This window comes from Mycobacterium neumannii (assembly GCF_002245615.1).
Lineage (GTDB): Bacteria > Actinomycetota > Actinomycetes > Mycobacteriales > Mycobacteriaceae > Mycobacterium > Mycobacterium neumannii_A.
This window is the reverse complement of sequence record NZ_NKCO01000001.1, coordinates 211,386-232,772: the sequence shown is the minus strand read 5'-3', so window position 1 is coordinate 232,772 and position 21,387 is coordinate 211,386. Positions and strand designations below refer to the sequence as shown.

Sequence of the window (21,387 nt, the reverse complement as noted above, 5' to 3'; positions counted from 1 at the left end):
AGATTCCTTTCGACTAGTGGTGAAGGATCTTGCCGAGAAAGTCCTTGGCACGCTCGCTTTGCGGGTTGGTGAAGAACTGCTGGGGTTCGGCCGCTTCGACGATCGCGCCGTCGGCCATGAACACCACCCGGTTGGCCGCGCCGCGGGCGAAACCCATTTCGTGCGTCACCACCAGCATCGTCATCCCGTCTTTGGCCAGCGACGTCATCACGTTGAGCACTTCGTTGATCATCTCGGGGTCCAGCGCGCTGGTCGGTTCGTCGAACAGCATCACCTTCGGGTTCATTGCCAGAGACCGCGCGATCGCCACCCGCTGCTGCTGCCCGCCGGACAGCTGCGCCGGGTACTTGTCGGCCTGGTTGGCGATACCCACCCGCTCGAGTAGCTGCATCGCCTTCTCGCGGGCCTCGTTCTTGGACTTCTTGCGCACCTTCATCGGAGCCAGCGTGACGTTCTCGAGGATCGTCTTGTGGGCGAACAGGTTGAAGGACTGGAACACCATACCCACGTCAGACCGCAACTCGGCGAGCTTGCGCCCCTCCTCGGGCAGCACCTCGCCGTCGATCGTGATGGTGCCCGAATCGATGGGCTCGAGCCGATTGATGGTGCGGCACAACGTCGACTTGCCCGAGCCCGAAGGACCGAGCACCACGATCACCTCGCCGCGCTCCACCTCGAGGTTGATGTCTTTGAGCACATGCAGATTGCCGAAGTGTTTGTTGACATCCGAGATCGAGATCATGGGCACGCTTGACTGAGTCGGATCGACCTCTTTTCCGTCCGACTCGCTGATCTTCATGGGTGCAGACCTTACCGAGGGAAGGGCATGCCTGCCCGGAACTCGACAATCCGCCCGGGTCGGCGGACCGCCCGGTCCGTACCATGGGGCCGTGACTTCGATGGTGACGCGAGAGGGAGCGGCCGAGCGGGCCGTTCGCCCGCACGCGACCGACGAGTCCTCGCATGCGCCGGCGACGACCCGCACGTACCAGGTCCGTACCTACGGCTGCCAGATGAACGTGCACGACTCCGAGCGACTCTCGGGGTTGCTGGAGGGCGCCGGATACCAACGCGCCGCCGAGGGCGAGGACGCCGACGTCGTGGTGTTCAACACCTGCGCCGTCCGCGAGAACGCCGACAACAAGCTCTACGGCAACATCAGCCACCTGGCGCCGCGCAAGCAGGCCAACCCGGATATGCAGATCGCAGTCGGCGGCTGTCTGGCGCAGAAGGACCGGGCCGCCGTGCTGGACCGGGCACCGTGGGTCGACGTCGTGTTCGGCACCCACAACATCGGGTCGTTGCCCACGCTGCTCGAGCGCGCCAGACACAACAACACGGCCCAGGTCGAGATCGTCGAGGCGCTGCAGGAGTTCCCGTCGGCGCTGCCCGCCGCGCGCGAATCCGCATATGCCGCTTGGGTGTCGGTGTCGGTGGGCTGCAACAACACCTGCACGTTCTGCATCGTGCCCGCCCTGCGCGGCAAAGAAGTCGACCGGCGGCCCGGTGACGTGCTCGCCGAGGTGCAGACACTCGTCGAACAAGGCGTGCTCGAGATCACGCTGCTCGGCCAGAACGTCAACGCCTACGGCGTGTCCTTCGCCGACCCCGAAGAACCGCGGGACCGCGGCGCGTTCGCCAAGCTGCTGCGCGCCTGCGGCGGCATCGACGGACTCGAACGGGTGCGGTTCACCTCACCGCACCCCGCGGAGTTCACCGACGACGTGATCGCCGCGATGGCCGAGACACCGAATGTCTGCCCGACGCTGCACATGCCGCTGCAATCCGGATCCGACCGCATTCTGCGGGCGATGCGACGGTCCTACCGCGCCGAGCGCTACCTCGGCATCATCGACCGCGTCCGCGCCGCGATACCGCACGCGGCGATCACCACCGACCTCATCGTCGGTTTTCCGGGTGAGACCGAGGAGGACTTCCAGGCCACGCTCGACGTCGTCGAGCAGGCGCGGTTCGCCAGCGCGTTCACCTTCCAGTACTCCAAGCGGCCCGGCACCCCCGCCGCCGAGTTACCCGATCAGGTCCCCAAAGCCGTTGTGAGCGAACGCTATCAACGTTTGATCGACCTCCAGGAGAAGATTTCCCTCGAGGAGAACCGCGCTTTGGTCGGCCATACCGTCGAAGTCCTGGTGGCCGCCGGTGAGGGCCGCAAAGACGCCACGACGGCCAGAATGTCGGGTCGGGCCCGCGACGGCCGCCTCGTGCACTTCAACCCGCAGCGACTCGAGATCCGCCCCGGCGACGTCGTGACCTCGACCGTGACCGGTGCCGCTCCGCACCACCTGATCGCCGATTCGCCCGTGCACACCCACCGGCGCACCAGGGCCGGCGACACCCACGCCGAAGGCCTTCGCCCGCGCACCGGTGTGGGCCTGGGTATACCGGGCATCGGCGCACCGGCGACACCGGCTGCCGCGACGGGATGCACACGGTGACGGCGCCCGACGACAACGGCTTCGAGGAGTTCAAGGGCGACATCGAGGCCGCCGAGCGGCGCGTAGCGGGCGAGATCGACCCCGGCGCACGAGCTCTGGTGATCGCCATCGGGGTGTTTGTGCTGCTGGTGTCGTTCATCCTGCCGCACACCGGCGAGGTGCGCGGTCTGGATGTGCTCCTCGGCGGTGAAACGGCGCTGCGCGAGGGGATCACCCTACCGTTGCGCGTATTCGCTTGGCTGGTACTGGTATTCGGCGTCGGCTTCTCGATGCTCGCGCTGCTTACCCGGCGCTGGGCGTTGGCTTGGATCGCGCTGGCGGGTTCCACGGTGGCGACGCTTCTCGGTTTGTTGGCGGTGTGGTCGCGCCAGACCGCCCCCGATCGCTACCCGGGACCGGGCATCGGGCTGATCATCGCGTGGATCGCGGTGGCAGTGGTGACTTTTCATTGGGCCAGGGCGGTGTGGTCGCGCACGGCGCTGCAGTTGGCCGCCGAGGAGGAACGGCGCCGGGCGGCTGCGGACCAACAGAAAAAGGGTCTACTCGACAACCTCGGAAACGCCGACAACCTCGGAAACCGCGAGAACCCCGACGACCGCGAGGACCCCGACGACCGCGAGAACCCCGACGGGCCGAGCTGAGCCGGTCCGCGGCTGCTGTGCGGTTCGCGAGATGTGCAGCACGGTCGTGTTCTCGATGGAATCACAGCCCTGGTGTAGATCTCGCGAAAAGCCAGCCGGACGCTAGCGGGTCTTGCCGACCGCCTCGGCGGCCGCGTCCGCCCACTGCCGCCACTGCTCGGCGTTGGCGCGGGCCTCGGCGGCGTCCTTGTCCCGGCCAGCGGCGGCGGCCTTCTCCGCCTGACGCTCGTATTGCTCTGCGCGGACCCGGAATTGGTCGGCACGCGCCTGGGCTTCGGGATCGACACCGTGCGTCTGCGCCTCGCGGACCTTCTTCTCCACCGCGCGCAGACGCCGCTCCAACTCGGCGCCGCGTTCGCGGGGCACCTTGCCGATGGCGTCCCACTTGTCGCCGATCACCCGCAGCGCGGCGCGCGCCGCGTCGAGATCGGAGGTGTCGATCTTTTCCGCCTCGGCCAGCAGCGCCTCCTTGGCCTGTGCGTTGGCGCGGAACTCGGCGTCGCGCTCGGCGCTGGCCGCATTGCGCGCCCCGAAGAACTTGTCCTGGGCCGCCTTGAACCGCTGCCACAGCGCGTCGTCGACGTCCTTGGCCGCGCGCCCAGCCGCCTTCCATTCGTTCAGCAGTTCGCGGAAAGCCGCGCTCGTGGGACCCCAGTCCGTCGAGTCGGCCAATCCCTCGGCGCGCTCGCACAGCGCCTCCTTGGCCTGCCGGGCGCCTGCGCGTTCGCGGTCGAGTTCGGCGAAATGCGACCCGCGCCTGCGGTTGAACTGCTCGCGCGCCGCCGAATAGCGCTTCCACAGGGCGTCATCGGTCTTGCGGTCCAGTCCGGTGATCGTGCGCCACTCGTCGAGGATCTCCCGCAGCCGGTCGCCTGCGGCCTTCCACTGGGTGGAGTTGGCGGCGATGTCCTCGGCCTCGGCGGCCAGTGCCTCCTTGCGGGCGGTCTGCGCGGCGCGCAACTCCTCGCGCCTGGCCTTCTCGGCCTGCGCGGTCTCGTCGGCGTGGTTGATGATCGCCTGCAGGCGCTCGGCGATCGCGTCGACGTCGCCGAGCACGTGGGCCGTCGGCAGGGTCTCGGCCAGCGACTGCGCGGCCGTTTTGATCTTGCGGGCGTCTCCGGTGCCGGTCTCGAGCCGGCTCTCCATCAGCGCGACCTCGGTCTGCAGGTCGTCGAAGCGCCGGCCGAAGTGCGCGTAGGCGGCCTCGGTGTCGCCGGCCTGCCACGATCCGATGATCCGTTCACCCGAGCCGGTGATCAGCCACACCGTGCCGTCGGGGTCGACGCGGCCGAACCGGTGTGGATCGCTGGTCGGCGGCGAGGCCACCGTCGGCCCTGGTCGGCCCGGCCGCGGCACGGGTCCGGGACGCGGCGGTCCGGGCCGGGGAGCGGGTTTCGGCGAGGAGGACTGGCCCCCTGGCTGGCTGGTCGTCATGTCGGTAATCCTCGTGCCCTCCGCGGCGTACCGCGTACCTGCCGCGCAACGCGGCGCCTGATCGCTGTCCGAACGCTATTCAAACAGGTCGTCGGGGCGCGTGCGCACAGCTTTCCCCGATGACCTGCCTAGGCTCGTCGCGACAACCTACGGAAGGACTGCGATGGCCGGCATGAGCGCTGGGGTCGATCTGGCCGTCGTCCTGGCCCTGGGCGCCGCTGTGTTCGTGGCGATCGGCGACGTGATCCACCAGCGGCAGGCCCATGAGGTCGCCGACGAGCCAGTCGGTCATCTGGAGCTGTTCACCCGGCTGCTGCGCGACCGGCAGTGGTGGCTGGGCAGCTTCGTGGCCGCCGCGGGGTTCGCATTGCAGGCGGCCGCGCTCGGCGTGGGGTCCGTGCTTCTGGTCCAGGCGATCCTGGTGACCTCGCTGCTGTTCGCACTGCCGATCCACGCCCGGCTCTCGCATCAGCGGGTGACGCGTTGGCAGTGGACGTGGGCGGCGCTGCTGGCGGCGTCGGTCGTCGTGATCGTGACGGTCGGAAACCCGACCGAGGGGGACTCTCGGGCCTCGTGGGAAACCTGGACCGCGGTGCTGGTGTTGCTCGTTCCGGCGCTGGTGTTGTGCGTCATCGGCGCCGGCATCTGGAAGGGACCCTTCAGCGCGGTGCTACTCGCGCTGGTATCCGGAGCGTTGTGGGGGCTGTTCGCCGTGTTGACCAAGGGCGTGGTCGACCGTCTCGGGGACGGGCTCGAAGCCCTGCTACGCACACCTGAGTTGTACGTCTGGGTGGTCGTGGCGGTCGCGGGTACGGCGTGGCAGCAGGCGTCGTTTCGCGCCGGGTCGCTGACCGCGTCGCTGCCGACGATGACGGTGACCGAACCGGTGGTCGCCGCGGTGCTCGGCGTCGTCGTGCTGGGGGAGACGCTGCGGCCGGGCGAGGAGGGCTGGCTCGTGCTGATCGTCGCGGTGGTGGTGATGGTGGTTTCGACGGCCGCGCTCGCCCGCGGCGAAGCCGCCACCGCCGCCCAGCCCGCATCGCATTAGCGTGGACGGCGTGCTGAGCGCCATCGCGATCGTCCCGTCGGCACCGGTCATGGTGCCCGAACTCGCCGGAAGCGCCGCGCCGGAACTGGCCGACCTGCGCGAGGCGGTGTTCACCGCGGTGGCCGGCCTTCCGTCGCGCTGGGTCGCGGTCGGGGTGGGGCCCTCCGATCAGGTCGTCGGTCCCGATCAGGCCGGGACGTTCGCCGGCTACGGCGTCGACGTCAGGGTCGCGTTGTCTCCAGGCGGCGACGGCGATCCGGTCGCGATGCCGTTGTGCGCCCTGATCACCGGCTGGGTGCGCGGTGCGGCCCGCCCCGAGGCCTCCGCCGAGGTGCGGGTCTACAGCGCCGGCCACGTCGACGCCGCGCTGGCCCACGGCGAGCGACTGCGCGCCGAGATCGGCGAGGCGGGCGACCCCGTCGGCGTCCTCGTCGTCGCCGACGGAGCCAACACGTTGACGCCCTCCGCGCCGGGGGGTTTCGACCCGGACTCGGTCCCCGTACAAGACGCGCTCGACGATGCGCTGGCCGGCGGCGAGACCGCGCCGCTGACCCGATTGCCCGCGTCGGTGGTGGGGCGGGTCGCCTTCGGGGTGCTGGCCGGGTTGGTCGGTCCCGGCCCGCGGTCGGCCAAGGAGCTGTACCGCGGTGCGCCGTACGGCGTCGGCTATTTCACGGGCCTGTGGCAGCCACGATGAGCGCTCGGACACGATGACGCGGCCGATCGCGATCATCGGACCGACGGGGACCGGTAAGTCGGCGCTGGCGCTGGACGTGGCCGAACGGCTCGACGGCGAGATCGTGAATGCCGATGCGATGCAGATGTACCGCGGCATGGACATCGGAACCGCGAAGCTGACGGTTCAGGAGCGGCGCGGGATACCGCACCACCAGCTCGACGTGCTCGAGGTGACCGAGACCGCGAGCGTGGCCCGCTATCAGCAGTCGGCCGCCGACGACATCGAGGCCATCCTCGGTCGCGGTGCGGTGCCCGTCATCGTGGGCGGGTCGATGATGTATGTCCAATCGCTGCTCGACAACTGGACGTTCCCGGCCACCGACCCGGCGGTGCGCGCACGCTGGGAGCAGCGGCTCGCGGAGATCGGGGCGCCCGCACTGCATCAGGAACTGGTCCGCGTGGACCCCGACGCCGGCGCCTCCATCCAGCCCACCGACGGACGGCGCATCGTGCGCGCGCTCGAGGTGGTCGAACTGACCGGCCGGCCGTTCGCCGCGTCGTTTCCCACCATCGGCGCACCGCGCTGGGACACCGCGATCATCGGACTCGACTGGCCCACAACGCTTCTCGACGAAAGACTGGCTCAGCGAACCGACAAGATGTTCGCCGACGGACTCGTCGACGAGGTTTGCGCGCTGCTGGAAGGCGGGCTGCGTGAGGGGGTCACCGCGTCGCGGGCGCTGGGTTACGCGCAGGTCCTCGCCGACCTCGACGCCGGTGGCGACGGCTCGGCGGCACGCGAGCCGACGTTCGTCGGCACCCGCCGCTATGTCCGCAGGCAACGGTCCTGGTTCCGCCGTGACCACCGCATCGCCTGGCTGGACGGCGCCGGCTGCGGCCTCGCGGAGGAGACGCTGCGGGTGTGGCGAGACGTACCCTGAACACGTGAGGTTCGCCAAGGGGCACGGCACGCAGAACGATTTCGTGCTGCTGCCCGACCTCGACTTCGAGCTGACGCTGGCCCCGGCGGCGGTGACGGCGCTGTGCGACCGGCGCCGCGGGTTGGGCGCCGACGGTGTGCTGCGGGTGACCACCGCGCAGGCCGCACAGCGTGCCGGTTTGTTCGAACAGTTCCCGGAGGGCGTCGCCGGCGACGACTGGTACATGGACTACCGCAACGCCGACGGGTCGATCGCGCAGATGTGTGGCAACGGGGTCCGGGTGTTCGCGCACTATCTGCGCGCCAGCGGCCTGGAAAGCCGCGACGACTTCGTGGTCGGGTCGCTGGCGGGTCCCCGACCGGTGGTGTTGCACCACTGGGACGCGACGAACGCCGACGTCACCGTCGAAATGGGCAAGGTGAACCAGTTGGGCACCGGGGAGGCGATCGTCGGCGGCAGACCGTTCGCCGGCCTTGCTGTCGACGTCGGCAACCCGCACTTGGCCTGCGTCGACCCCGATCTGACGTTCGAGGAGCTGACCGTCCTCGACGTCGGTGCGCCGGTGTCCTTCGATGCCGCGCAGTTCCCGGAGGGCGTCAACATCGAGGTGTTGACCGCACCCGTGGACGGCGCGGTGACGATGCGGGTGCACGAACGTGGTGTCGGGGAGACCCGGTCGTGCGGAACGGGCACCGTCGCGGCCGCGGTCGCCGCGTTGGCGTACTCCGGCGCGGTCACCGGCAGCCTCGAGGTCCGCATTCCGGGCGGCGAAGTCTCGGTCACCGTCACCGAGGCCAGTAGTTTTCTGCGCGGCCCGTCGGTTCTGGTGGCCCACGGCGAGCTGTCCGAGGAATGGTGGCGCGTTGCGCAACGTTAATTGGGGTGCATGAAAAGTGATTTCCGTGCGAATCTCTATTCGCCTATGACGTATCCCGATCCTTCTACTCACAGCGCCCCGAGCGCGGGCGAGCTGGCTCTCGAAGACCGTACGGCGCTGCGCCGCGTGGCCGGTTTGTCGACCGAACTGACCGACGTTTCCGAGGTCGAGTACCGCCAGCTGCGCCTGGAACGTGTGGTGCTGGTCGGCGTCTGGACCCAAGGCAGTGCCGCCGACGCCGAGGCCAGCCTGGCCGAGCTGGCCGCACTTGCCGAAACCGCGGGCTCGGAAGTGCTCGAGGGTGTCATCCAGCGCCGCGACAAGCCCGACGCCTCCACCTACATCGGCTCGGGCAAGGCCGCCGAGCTTCGCGAGATCGTGCTCGCGACGGGTGCCGACACCGTCATCTGCGACGGTGAGCTCAGCCCCGCCCAGCTGACTGCCCTGGAGAAGGCGGTCAAGGTCAAGGTCATCGACCGCACCGCGCTCATCCTCGACATCTTCGCCCAGCACGCGACCAGTCGGGAGGGCAAGGCGCAGGTCACCTTGGCGCAGATGGAGTACATGCTGCCCAGGCTGCGCGGTTGGGGCGAGTCGATGTCCCGGCAGGCCGGCGGCCGCGCCGGGGGCGCAGGTGGCGGCGTGGGTCTGCGCGGTCCGGGTGAAACCAAGATTGAGACCGACCGCCGCCGTATCCGCGAGCGGATGGCCAAGCTGCGCCGCGACATCAAGGACATGAAGAAGATCCGCGACACCCAGCGCGGCGGCAGGCGGCGCAGCGAGGTGCCGTCGGTCGCGATCGTGGGCTACACCAACGCGGGTAAATCCAGCCTGCTCAACGCGCTCACCGGAGCGGGCGTGCTGGTGGAGAACGCATTGTTCGCAACACTCGAACCAACAACGCGCCGAGGCGAATTCGCCGACGGCAGGCCGTTCGTGCTGACCGACACCGTCGGGTTCGTCCGTCACCTGCCCACCCAGCTCGTGGAGGCCTTCCGCTCCACGCTGGAGGAGGTCGTCGAGGCCGACCTGTTGGTGCATGTCGTCGACGGATCCGACGCGAATCCGCTCGCTCAGATCAACGCCGTGCGCACGGTGGTCAACGAGGTGATCACCGGAGCCACTCCGGGGGAGACGTCCAATCCGGTCGACGACAGCGCTCCAGCGCCGGAACTGTTGGTGGTCAACAAGATCGACGCGGCCGACGCTTTGACGTTGGCGCAGTTGCGCCGGGCCCTGCCCGATGCGGTGTTCGTCTCAGCGCGCACCGGTGACGGCCTGGAGCGTTTGCAGCAGCGGATGGCCGAGCTGATCACACCCACCGACACCGTGGTCGACGTGACGATCCCTTACGAGCGCGGCGATCTGGTCAACCGCGTGCACGCCGATGGCCGCGTCGATGCCACCGAACACACCGCCGAGGGGACGAGGATCAAGGCCCGGGTTCCGGTTCCACTGGCGGCCGCCTTGCGCGAGTACGCGACGTTCTGACCCGTTCCTGCGGGCTCTGAGCACGCAAAGAGGCGCAGAGGCTGTGCCTCTGCGCCTCTCGCTCGAAAAGATCTACCGGTCGTCCGTCGGCCGCTGCTCGGATTCCTGCCGCTTCTCGGCGGTCTTGGCCGCCGCACGGGCACTCTCAGCTTCGGCTTCCTTCTGAGCGGCGTCGCGCTGCGCATCCGCCTTGTCCTGCTGGGCCTTGCCCTCGCGGTACAGGTCGTCGCGACCCGCGACCGCGCCCAGCACCTCTTTGGCCTTGCCCTTGGCGCCTTCCACGACGCCCTTGATGGCCTCTTCGGGCCCGCTGTTCTTGTCGTCGGACACGTGGCTTCCTCCTTGCCGATCGGTCGGTGTGACCGTCCAATACCCGAAACAAGGTTTCGCTAATCGGACAACTTTCGGTGAGAAGCCTCACAGCCCGTCGATCACGGGCGGCTCGTGTGCCCGCACCGGCGGCAGATCACCGGTGTACTTCTCCACCTGCACCAGCACATGTGCGCCCGTGCAGCCGTGCGCAAGCGACGAGGTACCCACGTCATCGGTCAACACGTTCGGATTTCCATGTGCGCACATCGAATCCGGGTCGGCCGGATCGACGGGGTCGAACCAGGCCCCGGTCGACAACTGCACGACCTCGGGCCGCAGGCGATCGTCGATCACCAGGCCGGCCAGGCACGCCCCGCGGTCGTTGAACACCCGCACCACGTCGCCGTCGACGAGACCGCGGGCGTCGGCGTCCCGCGGGTGCATCCGGATCGGCTCGCGCCCTTGAACTTTCGACTTCTGGCTGACCGCTCCACCGTCCAGTTGACCGTGCAGCCGAGACGCCGGTTGGTTGGCCAGCAGGTGCAGAGGATAGTCGGCTGCTCGTGAGCCGCCCAGCCATTCGGCGGGTTCGAACCATTTCGGGTGCCCGGCACAGTCGGCGTAGCCGAAGCCGTCGATGTCGGCGGAGAAGATCTCGATCAAGCCACTCGGAGTGCCGAGTCGGTGGGTGACGGGGTCGGCGCGGAAGTCGGCCAGCAGGGTGAGGCCCTCCTCGACAGGCAACCGCAGCTGCCCGCGCCTCCAGAACTCCTCGAACGTCGGTACGGCGAAATCCAGTTCGGCCGCCCACTTCTCGTACAAATGCGCCAGCCACTGTCGCGGTGTACGGCCCTCGGTGAACTGGTCGCCGAAGCTCAGTCGGTCCGCCAGCGCGGCGAAAGTCGCGTAGTCGTCCCGTGATTGGGCGAACGGTTCGGCGAGCTTGGGCATCGCCATCAGCATGGGATCGTTGCGCGATCCCGAATAATCGTCGCGTTCGAACGATGTCGTCGACGGCACGACGATATCGGCGTGTTTGGCCATGGCGGTCCAATAGGGTTCGTGCACAACGAGCGTGTCGACGCGGCCGAGCGCGCGCCGCAGTCGCGGGATGTTCTGGTGGTGGTGGAACGGGTTACCGCCGGCCCAGTACACCAACCTGATGTCGGGGAAGACCAGCCGTTGGCCGTTGTAGTCGAACGGCTCACCGGGCCGCAACAGCAGATCGCTGATCGCGGCGACCGGAATGAACGTGCGCACGGGATTGATGCCCTGTGGAAGCCTTGGCAATCCGGTCCGCAGCGGCGGCAGGCCGGGCTCGTTCATCGAACCGTAGCCGTGCCCGAATCCGCCACCCGCAAGGCCGATCTGCCCCAGCATGGCGGCCAATGTCAGACCCATCCACGGCGCCTGTTCGCCGTGTCGTGTGCGTTGCAGTGACCAGCTGACCGTGACGATCGTGCGGTGCTGCGACATCCGCCGGGCCAAGCGGACCAGGTCGTCGGCGGGTATGCCGGAGATCACCGACGCCCACCGAGGAGTTTTCGGCACGCCGTCGTCCGCTCCGAGGAGATAGCGCTCGAAGCGTTCATAACCGGTGCAGTACGTGGCCAGGAAGTCGCGGTCGGCCAGCCCCTCTGTGGCCAACACGTAGGCGAGCGCGAGCATGATCGCCACGTCGGTGCCGGGCACCGGCGCGAACCATTCACACTCACCGTCGACGTCGTCGCGCAGAGGTGAGAACGACACGACCTGTCCGCCGCGAGCTCGATAGCGTCGCAGCGCATCGCGCGCCGGATGCGCGGTGGTCCCACCGTGGTTGATCGCCGTGTTCTTCAGCGCCAGCCCGCCGAAGCACACGAGAAGTTCAGTGTGCTCGACGATGACGTCCCACGCGGTGGACCGCTTGAACAGGTCGTCGTGCGTACCGACGACGCGCGGCATGATGACACCTGTCGCGCCGAGGCTGTAGGAGTGACGGGAAAACGTGTAGCCGCCAAGGAGATTCAGGAAGCGGTGGACCTGGCTCTGGGCGTGGTGAAATCGGCCCGCGCTTGACCAGCCGTACGAACCGCCGAAGATCGCCTCGTTACCATGCGTTTCGACGACACGGCGCAGCTCGTCGGCGAGCAGGTCGGTCAGCTGGTCCCACGTGACAGCGACGAACTCGTCGTTACCCCGCCGAGTGCTCGGACCCGGCCCGTCGCGCAACCAGCCGCGGCGTACGGCGGGTGTGGCTATCCGTGAGCGGTGCCGAAGTGAACCCGGCAGATTGCCCAGCAACGGTGAGGGGTCCGCGTCGCCGTCGAACGGTCTGACCGCGTAGATGTCGCCGTCTCGCATGTGGGCGGCGAAGGCGCCCCAGTGCGTCAGGCTGACCGGGGCAGGCATGGCGTCAGTTTAGGTGCGGACACCGGCCGGCCCGGTCCGGCCGACGCACCGGTCGATTAACCATCGGCGCCCACGGATAGCGAATGGCAATTCGGCCGCAATCGCGTGCACAGGTCGTCGATCGCGCGAGACATTGCCTGGTAGCTACCAATATTTGTGCAAATAGTTCGCGAATGTCCGCCATTCCCCACGCTCGCGTGCAAACTAATTGCTGCGCTGCCAACGAGACCGCGGTGCGAAATTGGGCGATGCGGTCGCGATTAATCGAGGCGGCACGGCGGGGTTATCCACAGCGAATGGAGTATCGGCAGGTATTTTCATCCGAAGATCGGCGTGTTCGTTGGTTATTGGCGTCTGACGACAGATAGAGGACGGGTGCGAGAAATCCGAGCGAAATTTCGTACCGACCCGGGAGGTCGAATGATCGGGCAGAACAGCCGGGGCACCACGGTGTTGGGCCGGATGGCGATCGGTCTGCTCGTGGGCGCCGTGGCCCTACTGTTACCGCCGGTGGCGAGCGCCTCACCGGAATCCGATGCCGCCAACGCCGCGATCACCGCGGCCTGGGACGGCAGCGGCGGTGACGGCGGCCCATTGGGACCCAGGCAGGGCGACGTGTACCCGGTGGGCGACGGTTTCGCACAGAACTTCGCAGGCGGCAAGATCTTCTTCACACCCGATACCGGCGCTCACATCATGCGCGGCGCGATCCTGGAGAAGTACGAATCGCTCGGCGGCCCCGCCGACAGCGACCTGGGATTCCCGACCATGGACGACGGGCCAGGGCGGGCGCCCGGCAGCTTCAACGTCACGTTCAGCGCCAGCGACAACCCGGTGATCTTCTGGACCCAGGACACCGGCGCGCGTGTGGTCCGGGGACCGATCAACGCGGCATGGGACAAGTTGGGCGGCTCCACCGGACGGCTCGGTGTGCCCGCCGACGACGAGACCTACCGCGGCGATCTGATCACCCAGAAGTTCACCGGCGGCGAGATCACCTACAACACCCGCGACAAGACGTTCACCACCGTGCCGCCCGACCTCGCCGCGCAATTGGCGGACCTGCAGATCCCCGGCGACGCGACGTCGGCGATCAACGCGGCACGCCGCGCGGCGGGAGGCCCGCTGGGTCCTCTCGGCGCCGCGGAGGGACCGCCGTACCCGATAGGCGATGACGGTCTGGGGCAGAACTTCGCCGGCGGCAAGATCTTCTACAGTCCCGCGACAGGTGCGCGAGTCGTCACCGGTCAGGTCCTGGCCAAGTACGAAAGCCTCGGCGGGCCCGAGGGCGATCTCGGATTCCCGATCGCCAGTGAGGCCGACGGCGGGCTGGCCACCGCGAGCCGGACGGCGCGCTTCGCCGCCGACGACAAACCGGTGATCTTCTGGACGCCGGACCACGGCGCTGTGCTGGTGCGCGGCGCGATGAGTGCGGCGTGGGACAAACTCGACGGCGCCGAGGGGACGCTCGGCGCACCGATGGCCGACCAGTCCGAGAAGGGTGACGTCATCACGCAGCGGTTCACCGGCGGCGTGGTCAACTGGAATCGGTCAACCGGTGAGTTCAGCACCGAGCCGCCCAACCTCGCGACCGAGTTGGCCGGCCTGGAGGTCCCCGCCGAGCAGGCCTCCGATACGCCCGGCACGCCGCGCGCTTCGGACTCCGGTGGTGACGGGAACTGGTTCGCCTTCAGCTGGTGGTGGCTGCTGGCGATCGTGCCGGTGCTCATCCTTGTGGGCCTGGTGGCGTTTGCGAGCCTGCGCAACCGGCGTCGTAGCGACGTCGATCGACCCGGTCCCGTCGAGGACCACTACGACGACTCGTACGGCGCGGAGGCCGAACAGGCCTACAGCACACTGGGTTCGGGGGCAGCCGGGTCGAGCGGCGGGGATCCGTCCGCGGCGATGTTCGGCGATCGGTATGCCACTGAGGGTTTGGGCGCGTTGTCTGCGTCGGGGGAGTCGGGCTCGGCGTCATCGGCCAATCCCTGGGAGGCGCCGTCGCCGGACTTCGGTGATGCCTCGGACACGTCGGCATTCGCCGCGGGTGAGGAGAACCCAGACAACGTCGACACCGCGCCGACACGGATACCGAGTTCCGGAGAGGCCGGCATCGCCGCGGGGCGCCTGGCCGCCGGCGCGGCTGAGACCGCCGGCGAGCAGGACGGTGCGCCCGCGGACCGCGACGCGCTACCCGACGAGCGCGACGCGCTACCCGAAGAGCGTGACGACGAGCTGTACGCGGCGTCTGACGAGCGATTCGAGGAGCCCGACCTGGGGTTCGAGGAACGCGATATACCCGCCTTGCCGGTGGAACACGAACCTCTGCGACGGGATCCGCTGACCGACACGGGCCGTCACGCCAGGATCGTCATCGACGAGCCGGAAGTACCCAGCCCGGCGTTTCGCCTTCCGTTCGGTGACTCCGGGCAGCCGCCCGAGGGTTACCCGATCAAGGCCGACACCCAGTCGGGGCTCTATTGGCTTCCCACCTCAGCCGATTACGACGAGGTACAAGCCGAAATCTGGTTCTCCAGCGAGGAATTCGCGCGCACGAACGGTTTCGTCCGAGCCGACTAGATCTTCCGTATGACGGTGACGACCTTGCCGAGCACCGCGGCGTCGTTACCTGGAATCGGATCGAAGGCCGGGTTGTGCGGCATCAACCACACCTGCCCGCGCGTACGTTTGAACGTTTTCACCGTGGCTTCGCCGTCGATCATCGCGGCCACGATGTCCCCGTTGTCGGCGACGTTCTGCTGACGCACCACAACCCAGTCGCCGTCGCAGATCGCGGCATCGACCATCGAGTCGCCGACGACCTTGAGCAGGAAGAGCGAGCCCTCGCCGACCAATTCGCGCGGCAGCGGGAAGACGTCTTCGACAGCCTCCTCGGCTAGGATCGGCCCGCCCGCGGCGATGCGCCCGAGCACGGGCACGAACGTCGGCTCCGGTAGGGCATCGGAGCCGGCGAGTTCGGTGGCGACGATCGGAGTCACGTGGTCGTCGGCGCCGCGCACGTCGACGGCGCGCGGCCGGTTGGGGTCGCGCCGCAGGTAGCCCTTGCGCTCCAGCGTGCGCAGTTGATGCGCGACCGAGGATGTGGAGGTCAAACCGACCGCATCGCCGATCTCCCTGATGCTGGGCGGGTAGCCACGGTTGGTGACCGATGCGCGGATGACGTCGAGGATGGTGCGCTGACGCTCGGTGAGTCCAGAGTCCACAGATCTGGCCCCGCCTGTGCCGTCCGGTTTATCGCTGCTGGAGTCCATGCCGCCGAATGTAACCCGCCGCACTCGATTAATCAAACATGTGTTCGAGGGCGTGTCGGAGTCGGGATGCGTCCGGAAGTCGCGAGAATCGCGCATCGTTTTTCTGTCGGTGGCCTGTCCTATCGTTTCACAACAGTTCGATCACACGTTCTATCTTTCGAACATGTGATCGACTATCTTCGAACACAAGAGCGAAACAGCGGATCGGAAGGCAGGCAGATGACCGTTCTCGACACCCACGAATTCCAGGCCCCGCGCGTGGTCAGGACCGGTATCCGGCCCGCGAGCGCCCGTCGTCGGCACGCCGCGGCCACCCGACCGAGCACAGCGGCGGTACGCTACCGGGGAACCGGCGTGCTGATGTCGCGTGCATCGCACCGACGGCGACCGATCACCCCCGCCACCACGGTGCTCCTGTCCTTGGTCGCGGCGGGCATCACGATGTGGCTCGGCCTGGTCGCGCAGTTCGGCGGCGTCGTGGGCACGACCTCGACCGCGGTGCCGGAGCGCCTCGCGGTGGTGCAGGTCCAGACCGGCGAGAGCCTGCAGCACGTCGCCATGCGCGTGGCCCCCGACGCGCCCGTGAGCCAGGTGATGGAGCGGATCAGCGAGCTCAACCAGCTCGACTCGCCCGCACTGGACGCCGGCCAGACACTGATCGCGCCGGTCGGCTGACGGTCACCGGCCGGCCAAACAGCTTGCTGCGCAGACATGTTCACCGACAGATCGGCCGACTATGTGCCGTTCAGCCCGGTACTGGGCTTTCGCAACCCGCCGCGGGTACGCTCGGAGAGGTTCGAGTTGGTCCTCTGTTGGCGCGGCGAAGGAGCGGTGATGCACTGTCCGTTCTGCCGTCACCCTGATTCGCGCGTGGTGGACTCGCGGGAAACCGACGAGGGCCAGGCCATCCGGCGGCGGCGTTCGTGCCCGGAGTGCGGACGCCGGTTCACCACGGTCGAGACCGCCATACTGGCCGTCGTCAAGCGCAGCGGTGTCACTGAGCCGTTCAGCCGCGAGAAGGTCATCAAGGGAGTGCGCCGGGCGTGCCAAGGCAGTCAGGTCGACGAGGATGCACTGAACCTGCTGGCACAGCAGGTCGAGGACACCGTGCGTGCCGCGGGATCGCCCGAGATCCCCAGCCACGAAGTGGGACTCGCCATCCTGGGGCCGCTTCGCGATCTCGATGAGGTGGCCTACCTGCGCTTCGCCTCGGTGTATCGCGGCTTCACCTCGGCCGAGGATTTCGAACGCGAAATCGAGGCGCTGCGAGCGCATCGGAATTCGCCGCAACCGACCGCCAGCTGACCGGCTGTCGTAGGTCCAATCAGTCGATCTGCTTGATGCCGTCGTTGACGACGCGGCCGGCGACACGCACCCAGCCCTCGGCACTCCACGTGGTGTAGATGTGCGAGCCCTTACCCTGCACGATCGTCAGGTCACGACTGAGGTAGTCGGTGATCCGAACGGCCGCGGCGCCGGTGGCCTCGTCTTCGGGCACACCAAGATCGGTCGCGAACATCCGTGACCGCAACTCACCCTTGTCCCGGTCGATCCACGTCCACAGGTAGTGATTGATGTCGTCGGGATAATCCGACGGGTCAAGCGCCAGGAGCTCGTCGACGGAGCCGATGTCGTGGACGGCGAACTCCGGTGCCCACTCCGCACGGGCCTGAACGGAGGTCAGGCCGTCATCGTGGGCAACTTGGACGAGGCCGGCCGGGACCCGCAACGTGTGGACCGGAGTGCCCTGCTCGCGGAGCCACCACGCCGCGCCGACAGTGGGGTGTCCGGCGAACGGCAGCTCGACGACCGGAGTATGGATACGCGCGTATGCCGTGCTCGTACCCGGGGCGGGCAGGTCGACGAAAATAGTTTCGCTGTAACCCAATTGGGTGGCTATCCGCTGGCGATCGTCGGGGTCCACGGTGCCGGCGTCGACGACACCGAGTGGGTTTCCGTGATTGCCGTCAGGGTCGGCGAAGACTCGCAACACCGTCACGTCGATGGCCATGGGCCCGATGCTACTTCGTATTCGAGTGCCGTTGGCCGGGTCGCTGCGCGCAGGACGCTCAGGTCGCGCTGCGTTCGTCCGTCTCCATCGCGTCGAGCACCGCGATCCGAGTGTGGGCCGATCCGGAGATCGCGCCTTCGGTGATCCCCGCCCGCAGCAGCCCGCGCAGGTATTCCTGGTCGTAGACCGCCGGTTCGGAGCTGTCGATGAACTTCTCCACCACCCCGACGAAACGGTCCGGGTCGTCGTGGAACGGGAAATGGCCGGAGCCGTCGAAGATTTCCAACTGCGATCCCGGCATCGCGGCGTGCGCCATCCGGGCGTGGCTGACCGGGATCACGGCGTCGCAGCTACCCCATATCAGCTGAACGGGAACCGACTGCGTCAAATAGCAGCGGTCCAGCATGGTCACCACCTGACCGCGCCAATCGACGACAGCGCGCAGCGTGCGGGCGAACGCCGACGACGCGGTCGGTTCGGGCAGGTCGTTGAGGATGCGCAACACCTGTGGCAGGTCGCGACCGAGGCCGGTCGAGCCGAAGACCCCGCCGGCGACGCGGCCCACGGCCTGCACGGCAGGCAGCACGAACGGCAACCGCAGCAGCGCCAGCGCCTCACTGCCCATCGGCAGGGAGGCGAAGCGCAACGCGATGTTGACATCTTTGGTGACCCCACCGGCGCCGACCAGGATGAGCCGGTCGACCAACTGCGGGAACTGGTACGCGAACTGCATGGCCACGCCGCCGCCCAGCGAATGACCGATCACCGTGACGTGGTCGATGTCGAGGATGCTGAGCAGGTCTCGCATCCCATTGGCATAAGCGGCGACCGAGTAGTCGGCACGCGGTTTGTCGGACTTGCCGTGGCCCAACAGGTCCGGTGCGATGACAGTGAATCGCTGCGCGAGCTTCGACTGAACCGTCTCCCACGTGGTGGAGTTGTCGCCGATTCCGTGGATCAGCAGTATCGCGGGCCCCGAACCGGCCACCCGGTACGCGCGCCGGTAACCGTGGATGGTGCGGAACTGCAGCACGGGGGTGAGATCCCGTACGGGGCGAAGATTCGGCTTTCGAGGCGGCATTGCGTCAACTTAGCGGGCCGCCGCGCACTGCGCCCCTCGAGTCGCCCATTGACCGGGCCACCCCCCGTTATCCGGCGTCGTCGCCGTCTTCGAATCGGTCCTTCGACTTCTTCTCGGCCTGCTGGGCCAGGAACCGCTCGAACTCGGCGCCGAGTTCCTCACCGCTGGGCAGGTCCTCGTCTTTGGCGAGCAGGGACCGGTTCTCCTGGGCCGCCATGTAGGCGTCGTACTGGCGTTCCAAAGCGGCGACCACCTGCGCCACCTCGGGGCTCTGCTCGACCTGCTCGTTGATCTTGGTCAGGACTTCCGCGCCGGCCGTGACCAACGCCTCGAGCGGGATCTGGAGAGACGCGTTTCTGGAGACCTCGGCCAGTAGCGCCTCGGCCGCCGCGGGATAGTCCGTCTGCGCCAGATAGTGCGGGACGTGGACGGTGTAGCCGACCACCTCGTGCCCGTGCTGCGACATCCGGAACTCCAGCAGGTTCGACGCACTCGCCGGAACCTGAACCTCGCCGATCCACGGCTGGTGGTCGGCGATGAGTTCCTTGTCGCTCGAATGCGCAGTCATCGTGATGGGCCGGGTGTGCGGCACCGCCATGGGGATGGTGCCCAGCCCCACCACGCGGCGGACGTCGAGCCGTTCGGCCAGAAGCCGGACCGCGGTGATGAACCGCTCCCAGCGCAGATCCGGCTCCAGGCCGGCCAGAAGAAGGAACGGGGTGCCGACGCTGTCGCGCATCGCGTACAGGTTGAGCTCCGGATCCTCGTAGTGAGTGAAATGGTCGGTCTTGAACGTCATCAACGGGCGGCGGGACCGGTAGTCCAGCAGCTCGTCGATCGCGAACGACGCCACCAACTCGGTGTCGAGTGTGTCCTTCAGGTGCTGGGCGGCCAACCGGATTGCGTGCCCGGCGTCGGAGAAGCCTTCGAGGGCGTGGATGAGCACCGGCCCCCGGCCGTCCGTGGACGACAGCTGGGGCGCGGGGAACTCCAACTCGTACATGCCTGAGTGTTCCGGCTGGTAGTGCTGTTCGGGGTGACCAGCGTCGTCAGCCATGAGCCTCGCCTCCTTGCGGTGGTGCCAGACCGTTAACGTCTTCGTACAGTGACAACTAGTCTCGCGCACGTTGCGTTCCCGCTGGCGGGCATCCCATGCGCGAAGCCGTGAAAACGTTTGCGGTGCGACCCGGCCGGGCTAGGCGCGGAACTGGTTGAGCGCGCGCAGCTTGTTCATCACATCCAGGGCCGCGACCTTGTACGCCTCCGAAAAGGTGGGGTAGTTGAACACGGCGTCGACAAGGTAGTCGATGGTTCCTCCGCAGCCCATCACGGCCTGGCCGATGTGCACCATCTCGGTGGCGCTGGTGCCGAAGATGTGCACGCCGAGCAGGCGCAGATCGTCCGTCGCGACCAGCAGTTTGAGCATGCCGTAGGAATCGCCGGCGATCTGACCCCTGGCCAGCTCGCGGTAGCGCGATACCCCCACTTCGTAGGGGATCGCGCTGCGCGTCAGCTCGACCTCGGTCGCGCCGACGTAGGACACCTCCGGGATCGAGTAGATGCCGATCGGCTGCAGGTCGGTCATGCCCTTCGCCGGCTCGCCGAACGCGTGGTAGGCCGCCAGCCTGCCCTGGTCCATCGACGTCGCGGCCAGCGCCGGGAAGCCGATCACATCGCCGACCGCGTAGATGTGGTCGACCTTGGTCTGGAAGTTGCTGTCGACGTCGATGCGGCCGCGCGCGTCGGTCTGCAGTCCGGCGTTGTCGAGGTCGAGATGCTCGGTCTGGCCCTGCCGACCCGCGGAGTACATCACGGTCTCGGCGGGGATCTGCTTACCGCTGGCCAGCGTGGTCACGGTGCCCGCCGATCCGACGTCCACTGCCGTCACCTCCTCGCCGAACCGGAACGTCACCGCGAGGTCGCGCAGGTGGAACTTCAGCGCCTCGACGATCTCGGGATCGCAGAAGTCGAGCATGCTGTCGCGCTTCTCGACGACGGTGACCTTGGTGCCCAGCGCGGCGAACATCGACGCGTATTCGATGCCGATCACCCCGGCACCGACCACGACCATCGTCGAGGGCAGCGACTTGAGGTCGAGGATCCCGTCGGAGTCCAGCACACGGTTCTCGTCGAATTCGATACCGGCAGGACGGGCCGGTTTGGTGCCGGTGGCGATCACGATGTACTCGCCGCTGACGGTGGTGCGCTCACCCCGGGTGGGTTCCTCTACCAGGACGGTGTGGGCGTCGATGAATCTGCCGTGGCCCTGGATGAGGTCGATGCGGTTGCGCATCAACTGGGAGCGCACGACGTCTTGTTCCTTGCCGATGACGTGGCTCGTTCGTGCCAGCAGATCGGCGGGCGTGATCTTCTCCTTCACCCGGTAGCTGGCGCCGTACAGCTCGCGCTGGCTCATGCCGGTGAGGTAGACGACCGCTTCGCGCAGCGTCTTGGAGGGGATCGTTCCGGTGTTCACGCACACCCCGCCGAGCATGCGTCCCCGCTCGACGACCGCGACCGTCTTCCCGAGCTTCGCGGCGGCGATCGCCGCCTTCTGCCCGCCAGGTCCGGAACCTATGACCACGAGGTCGTACTCGAGCATGGAAGCCATGGCAACAAGGTGTACGCCGGTTGAGCGGGTTCTGCACGCCGACTGCCTCAACCGAAGCTGAATTCATCCCCAACCCCGGATTGATCCACAGCGGCGCGGGCCACCAACGTCGACGGGCGGCTGCCGTCCGAGGCGGCGGGGAAGGT

General features: G+C 67.8%; 19 protein-coding genes. 10 read left to right on the top strand and 9 right to left on the bottom strand.

All coding sequences use genetic code 11. The annotated features are described in order from the left end of the window. Positions 1–13: 13 nt before the first annotated feature. Positions 14–742 (bottom strand): amino acid ABC transporter ATP-binding protein, encoded by a 729-nt coding sequence (locus tag CEX88_RS01205; RefSeq protein ID WP_064395601.1) that lies wholly within the window; start codon positions 740–742, stop codon positions 14–16. A gap of 157 nt (positions 743–899) precedes the next feature. Between CEX88_RS01205 and miaB the strand changes: the two genes are divergently transcribed. Continuing rightward, positions 900–2,453 carry a tRNA (N6-isopentenyl adenosine(37)-C2)-methylthiotransferase MiaB gene (gene miaB / locus CEX88_RS01200; protein WP_094292286.1) on the top strand — a complete coding sequence of 518 codons (1,554 nt, stop codon included), beginning with the start codon at positions 900–902 and terminating at the stop codon, positions 2,451–2,453. Continuing rightward, positions 2,441–3,094, top strand: coding sequence for an Rv2732c family membrane protein (locus CEX88_RS01195; RefSeq protein ID WP_094292097.1), 654 nt, complete (start codon positions 2,441–2,443; stop codon positions 3,092–3,094). The genes miaB and CEX88_RS01195 overlap by 13 nt, the downstream gene beginning before the upstream one ends. Before the next feature lie 102 nt (positions 3,095–3,196). Here CEX88_RS01195 and CEX88_RS01190 read toward each other — a convergent pair whose 3' ends face one another. Continuing rightward, positions 3,197–4,528 carry a DUF349 domain-containing protein gene (locus CEX88_RS01190; protein WP_094292096.1) on the bottom strand — a complete coding sequence of 444 codons (1,332 nt, stop codon included), beginning with the start codon at positions 4,526–4,528 and terminating at the stop codon, positions 3,197–3,199. A 172-nt stretch (positions 4,529–4,700) separates the two neighbouring features. Here CEX88_RS01190 and CEX88_RS01185 point away from each other — a divergent pair, with 172 nt between their 5' ends. From CEX88_RS01185 to hflX, 5 genes are read left to right on the top strand one after another with little or no spacing between them, the layout of a single operon-like run. Further along, positions 4,701–5,576 (top strand): DMT family transporter, encoded by an 876-nt coding sequence (locus CEX88_RS01185; protein ID WP_094292285.1) that lies wholly within the window; start codon positions 4,701–4,703, stop codon positions 5,574–5,576. Positions 5,577–5,586: 10 nt separating this feature from the next. After that, the gene (locus tag CEX88_RS01180; RefSeq protein WP_094292284.1) at positions 5,587–6,273 is read left to right on the top strand and encodes a class III extradiol ring-cleavage dioxygenase family protein; all 687 of its coding nucleotides are present in this window, start codon (positions 5,587–5,589) and stop codon (positions 6,271–6,273) included. Between the two features lie 13 nt (positions 6,274–6,286). Continuing rightward, positions 6,287–7,195, top strand: a complete 909-nt coding sequence (gene miaA / locus CEX88_RS01175) for a tRNA (adenosine(37)-N6)-dimethylallyltransferase MiaA (RefSeq protein WP_094292095.1) — start codon at positions 6,287–6,289, stop codon at positions 7,193–7,195. A gap of 4 nt (positions 7,196–7,199) precedes the next feature. Next, complete coding sequence (dapF, locus tag CEX88_RS01170; RefSeq protein WP_094292094.1) at positions 7,200–8,072, top strand: diaminopimelate epimerase; 873 nt, start codon at positions 7,200–7,202, stop codon at positions 8,070–8,072. Positions 8,073–8,117: 45 nt separating this feature from the next. Beyond that, a complete protein-coding gene (gene hflX / locus CEX88_RS01165; RefSeq protein ID WP_094292093.1) occupies positions 8,118–9,563 on the top strand; it encodes a GTPase HflX in 1,446 nt (481 codons plus the stop codon). 72 nt (positions 9,564–9,635) lie between these two features. Here the strand turns inward: hflX and mbp1 are convergent, their stop codons facing one another. Together mbp1 and CEX88_RS01155 are read right to left on the bottom strand one after the other, a co-directional pair. Next, on the bottom strand, positions 9,636–9,893 hold the full coding sequence (gene mbp1, locus CEX88_RS01160) for a microaggregate-binding protein 1 (RefSeq protein ID WP_066841437.1): 258 nt from the start codon (positions 9,891–9,893) through the stop codon (positions 9,636–9,638). An 87-nt stretch (positions 9,894–9,980) separates the two neighbouring features. Then, the gene (locus tag CEX88_RS01155) at positions 9,981–12,266 is read right to left on the bottom strand and encodes a molybdopterin guanine dinucleotide-containing S/N-oxide reductase (protein ID WP_094292092.1); all 2,286 of its coding nucleotides are present in this window, start codon (positions 12,264–12,266) and stop codon (positions 9,981–9,983) included. Positions 12,267–12,686: 420 nt separating this feature from the next. On the opposite strand from CEX88_RS01155, the gene CEX88_RS01150 reads away from it, so the two are divergent. Further along, positions 12,687–14,846: an LGFP repeat-containing protein gene (locus CEX88_RS01150; protein WP_202931344.1), complete on the top strand. Its 2,160-nt coding sequence runs from the start codon at positions 12,687–12,689 to the stop codon at positions 14,844–14,846. Here CEX88_RS01150 and lexA read toward each other — a convergent pair. Beyond that, complete coding sequence (gene lexA, locus CEX88_RS01145; RefSeq protein ID WP_094292091.1) at positions 14,843–15,538, bottom strand: transcriptional repressor LexA; 696 nt, start codon at positions 15,536–15,538, stop codon at positions 14,843–14,845. The genes CEX88_RS01150 and lexA overlap by 4 nt on opposite strands. Positions 15,539–15,757: 219 nt before the next feature. On the opposite strand from lexA, the gene CEX88_RS01140 reads away from it, so the two are divergent. Next, positions 15,758–16,213, top strand: coding sequence for a LysM peptidoglycan-binding domain-containing protein (locus CEX88_RS01140; RefSeq protein ID WP_094292282.1), 456 nt, complete (start codon positions 15,758–15,760; stop codon positions 16,211–16,213). 159 nt (positions 16,214–16,372) lie between these two features. Then, positions 16,373–16,843 (top strand): transcriptional regulator NrdR, encoded by a 471-nt coding sequence (gene nrdR / locus CEX88_RS01135; RefSeq protein ID WP_064350988.1) that lies wholly within the window; start codon positions 16,373–16,375, stop codon positions 16,841–16,843. Positions 16,844–16,862: 19 nt separating this feature from the next. On the opposite strand, the gene CEX88_RS01130 is transcribed toward nrdR, so the two are convergent. From CEX88_RS01130 to sthA, 4 genes are all read right to left on the bottom strand, one after another. Then, positions 16,863–17,549: a PhzF family phenazine biosynthesis protein gene (locus CEX88_RS01130; RefSeq protein WP_066841432.1), complete on the bottom strand. Its 687-nt coding sequence runs from the start codon at positions 17,547–17,549 to the stop codon at positions 16,863–16,865. 58 nt (positions 17,550–17,607) lie between these two features. Continuing rightward, positions 17,608–18,630: an alpha/beta fold hydrolase gene (locus tag CEX88_RS01125; RefSeq protein ID WP_094292090.1), complete on the bottom strand. Its 1,023-nt coding sequence runs from the start codon at positions 18,628–18,630 to the stop codon at positions 17,608–17,610. A 67-nt stretch (positions 18,631–18,697) separates the two neighbouring features. Next, positions 18,698–19,687 (bottom strand): proteasome assembly chaperone family protein, encoded by a 990-nt coding sequence (locus CEX88_RS01120; RefSeq protein ID WP_066841430.1) that lies wholly within the window; start codon positions 19,685–19,687, stop codon positions 18,698–18,700. Positions 19,688–19,825: 138 nt separating this feature from the next. Next, complete coding sequence (sthA, locus tag CEX88_RS01115; protein ID WP_094292281.1) at positions 19,826–21,232, bottom strand: Si-specific NAD(P)(+) transhydrogenase; 1,407 nt, start codon at positions 21,230–21,232, stop codon at positions 19,826–19,828. Positions 21,233–21,387: the final 155 nt, after the last annotated feature.

Excerpts from the sequence above, each read along its gene's own strand:
- CEX88_RS01195 (WP_094292097.1), top strand. The coding sequence starts at position 2,441 with ATGCACACGGTGACGGCGCCCGACGACAACGGCTTCGAGGAGTTCAAG.
- CEX88_RS01185 (WP_094292285.1), top strand. The coding sequence starts at position 4,701 with ATGAGCGCTGGGGTCGATCTGGCCGTCGTCCTGGCCCTGGGCGCCGCT.
- nrdR (WP_064350988.1), top strand. The coding sequence starts at position 16,373 with ATGCACTGTCCGTTCTGCCGTCACCCTGATTCGCGCGTGGTGGACTCG.
- CEX88_RS01190 (WP_094292096.1), bottom strand. The coding sequence starts at position 4,528 with ATGACGACCAGCCAGCCAGGGGGCCAGTCCTCCTCGCCGAAACCCGCT.
- lexA (WP_094292091.1), bottom strand. The coding sequence starts at position 15,538 with ATGGACTCCAGCAGCGATAAACCGGACGGCACAGGCGGGGCCAGATCT.
- CEX88_RS01120 (WP_066841430.1), bottom strand. The coding sequence starts at position 19,687 with ATGGCTGACGACGCTGGTCACCCCGAACAGCACTACCAGCCGGAACAC.
- miaA (WP_094292095.1), top strand. The coding sequence starts at position 6,287 with ATGACGCGGCCGATCGCGATCATCGGACCGACGGGGACCGGTAAGTCG.
- CEX88_RS01125 (WP_094292090.1), bottom strand. The coding sequence starts at position 18,630 with ATGCCGCCTCGAAAGCCGAATCTTCGCCCCGTACGGGATCTCACCCCC.
- hflX (WP_094292093.1), top strand. The coding sequence starts at position 8,118 with ATGACGTATCCCGATCCTTCTACTCACAGCGCCCCGAGCGCGGGCGAG.
- CEX88_RS01130 (WP_066841432.1), bottom strand. The coding sequence starts at position 17,549 with ATGGCCATCGACGTGACGGTGTTGCGAGTCTTCGCCGACCCTGACGGC.
- miaB (WP_094292286.1), top strand. The coding sequence starts at position 900 with ATGGTGACGCGAGAGGGAGCGGCCGAGCGGGCCGTTCGCCCGCACGCG.
- CEX88_RS01205 (WP_064395601.1), bottom strand. The coding sequence starts at position 742 with ATGATCTCGATCTCGGATGTCAACAAACACTTCGGCAATCTGCATGTG.
- CEX88_RS01155 (WP_094292092.1), bottom strand. The coding sequence starts at position 12,266 with ATGCCTGCCCCGGTCAGCCTGACGCACTGGGGCGCCTTCGCCGCCCAC.
- CEX88_RS01140 (WP_094292282.1), top strand. The coding sequence starts at position 15,758 with ATGACCGTTCTCGACACCCACGAATTCCAGGCCCCGCGCGTGGTCAGG.
- sthA (WP_094292281.1), bottom strand. The coding sequence starts at position 21,232 with ATGCTCGAGTACGACCTCGTGGTCATAGGTTCCGGACCTGGCGGGCAG.
- CEX88_RS01150 (WP_202931344.1), top strand. The coding sequence starts at position 12,687 with ATGATCGGGCAGAACAGCCGGGGCACCACGGTGTTGGGCCGGATGGCG.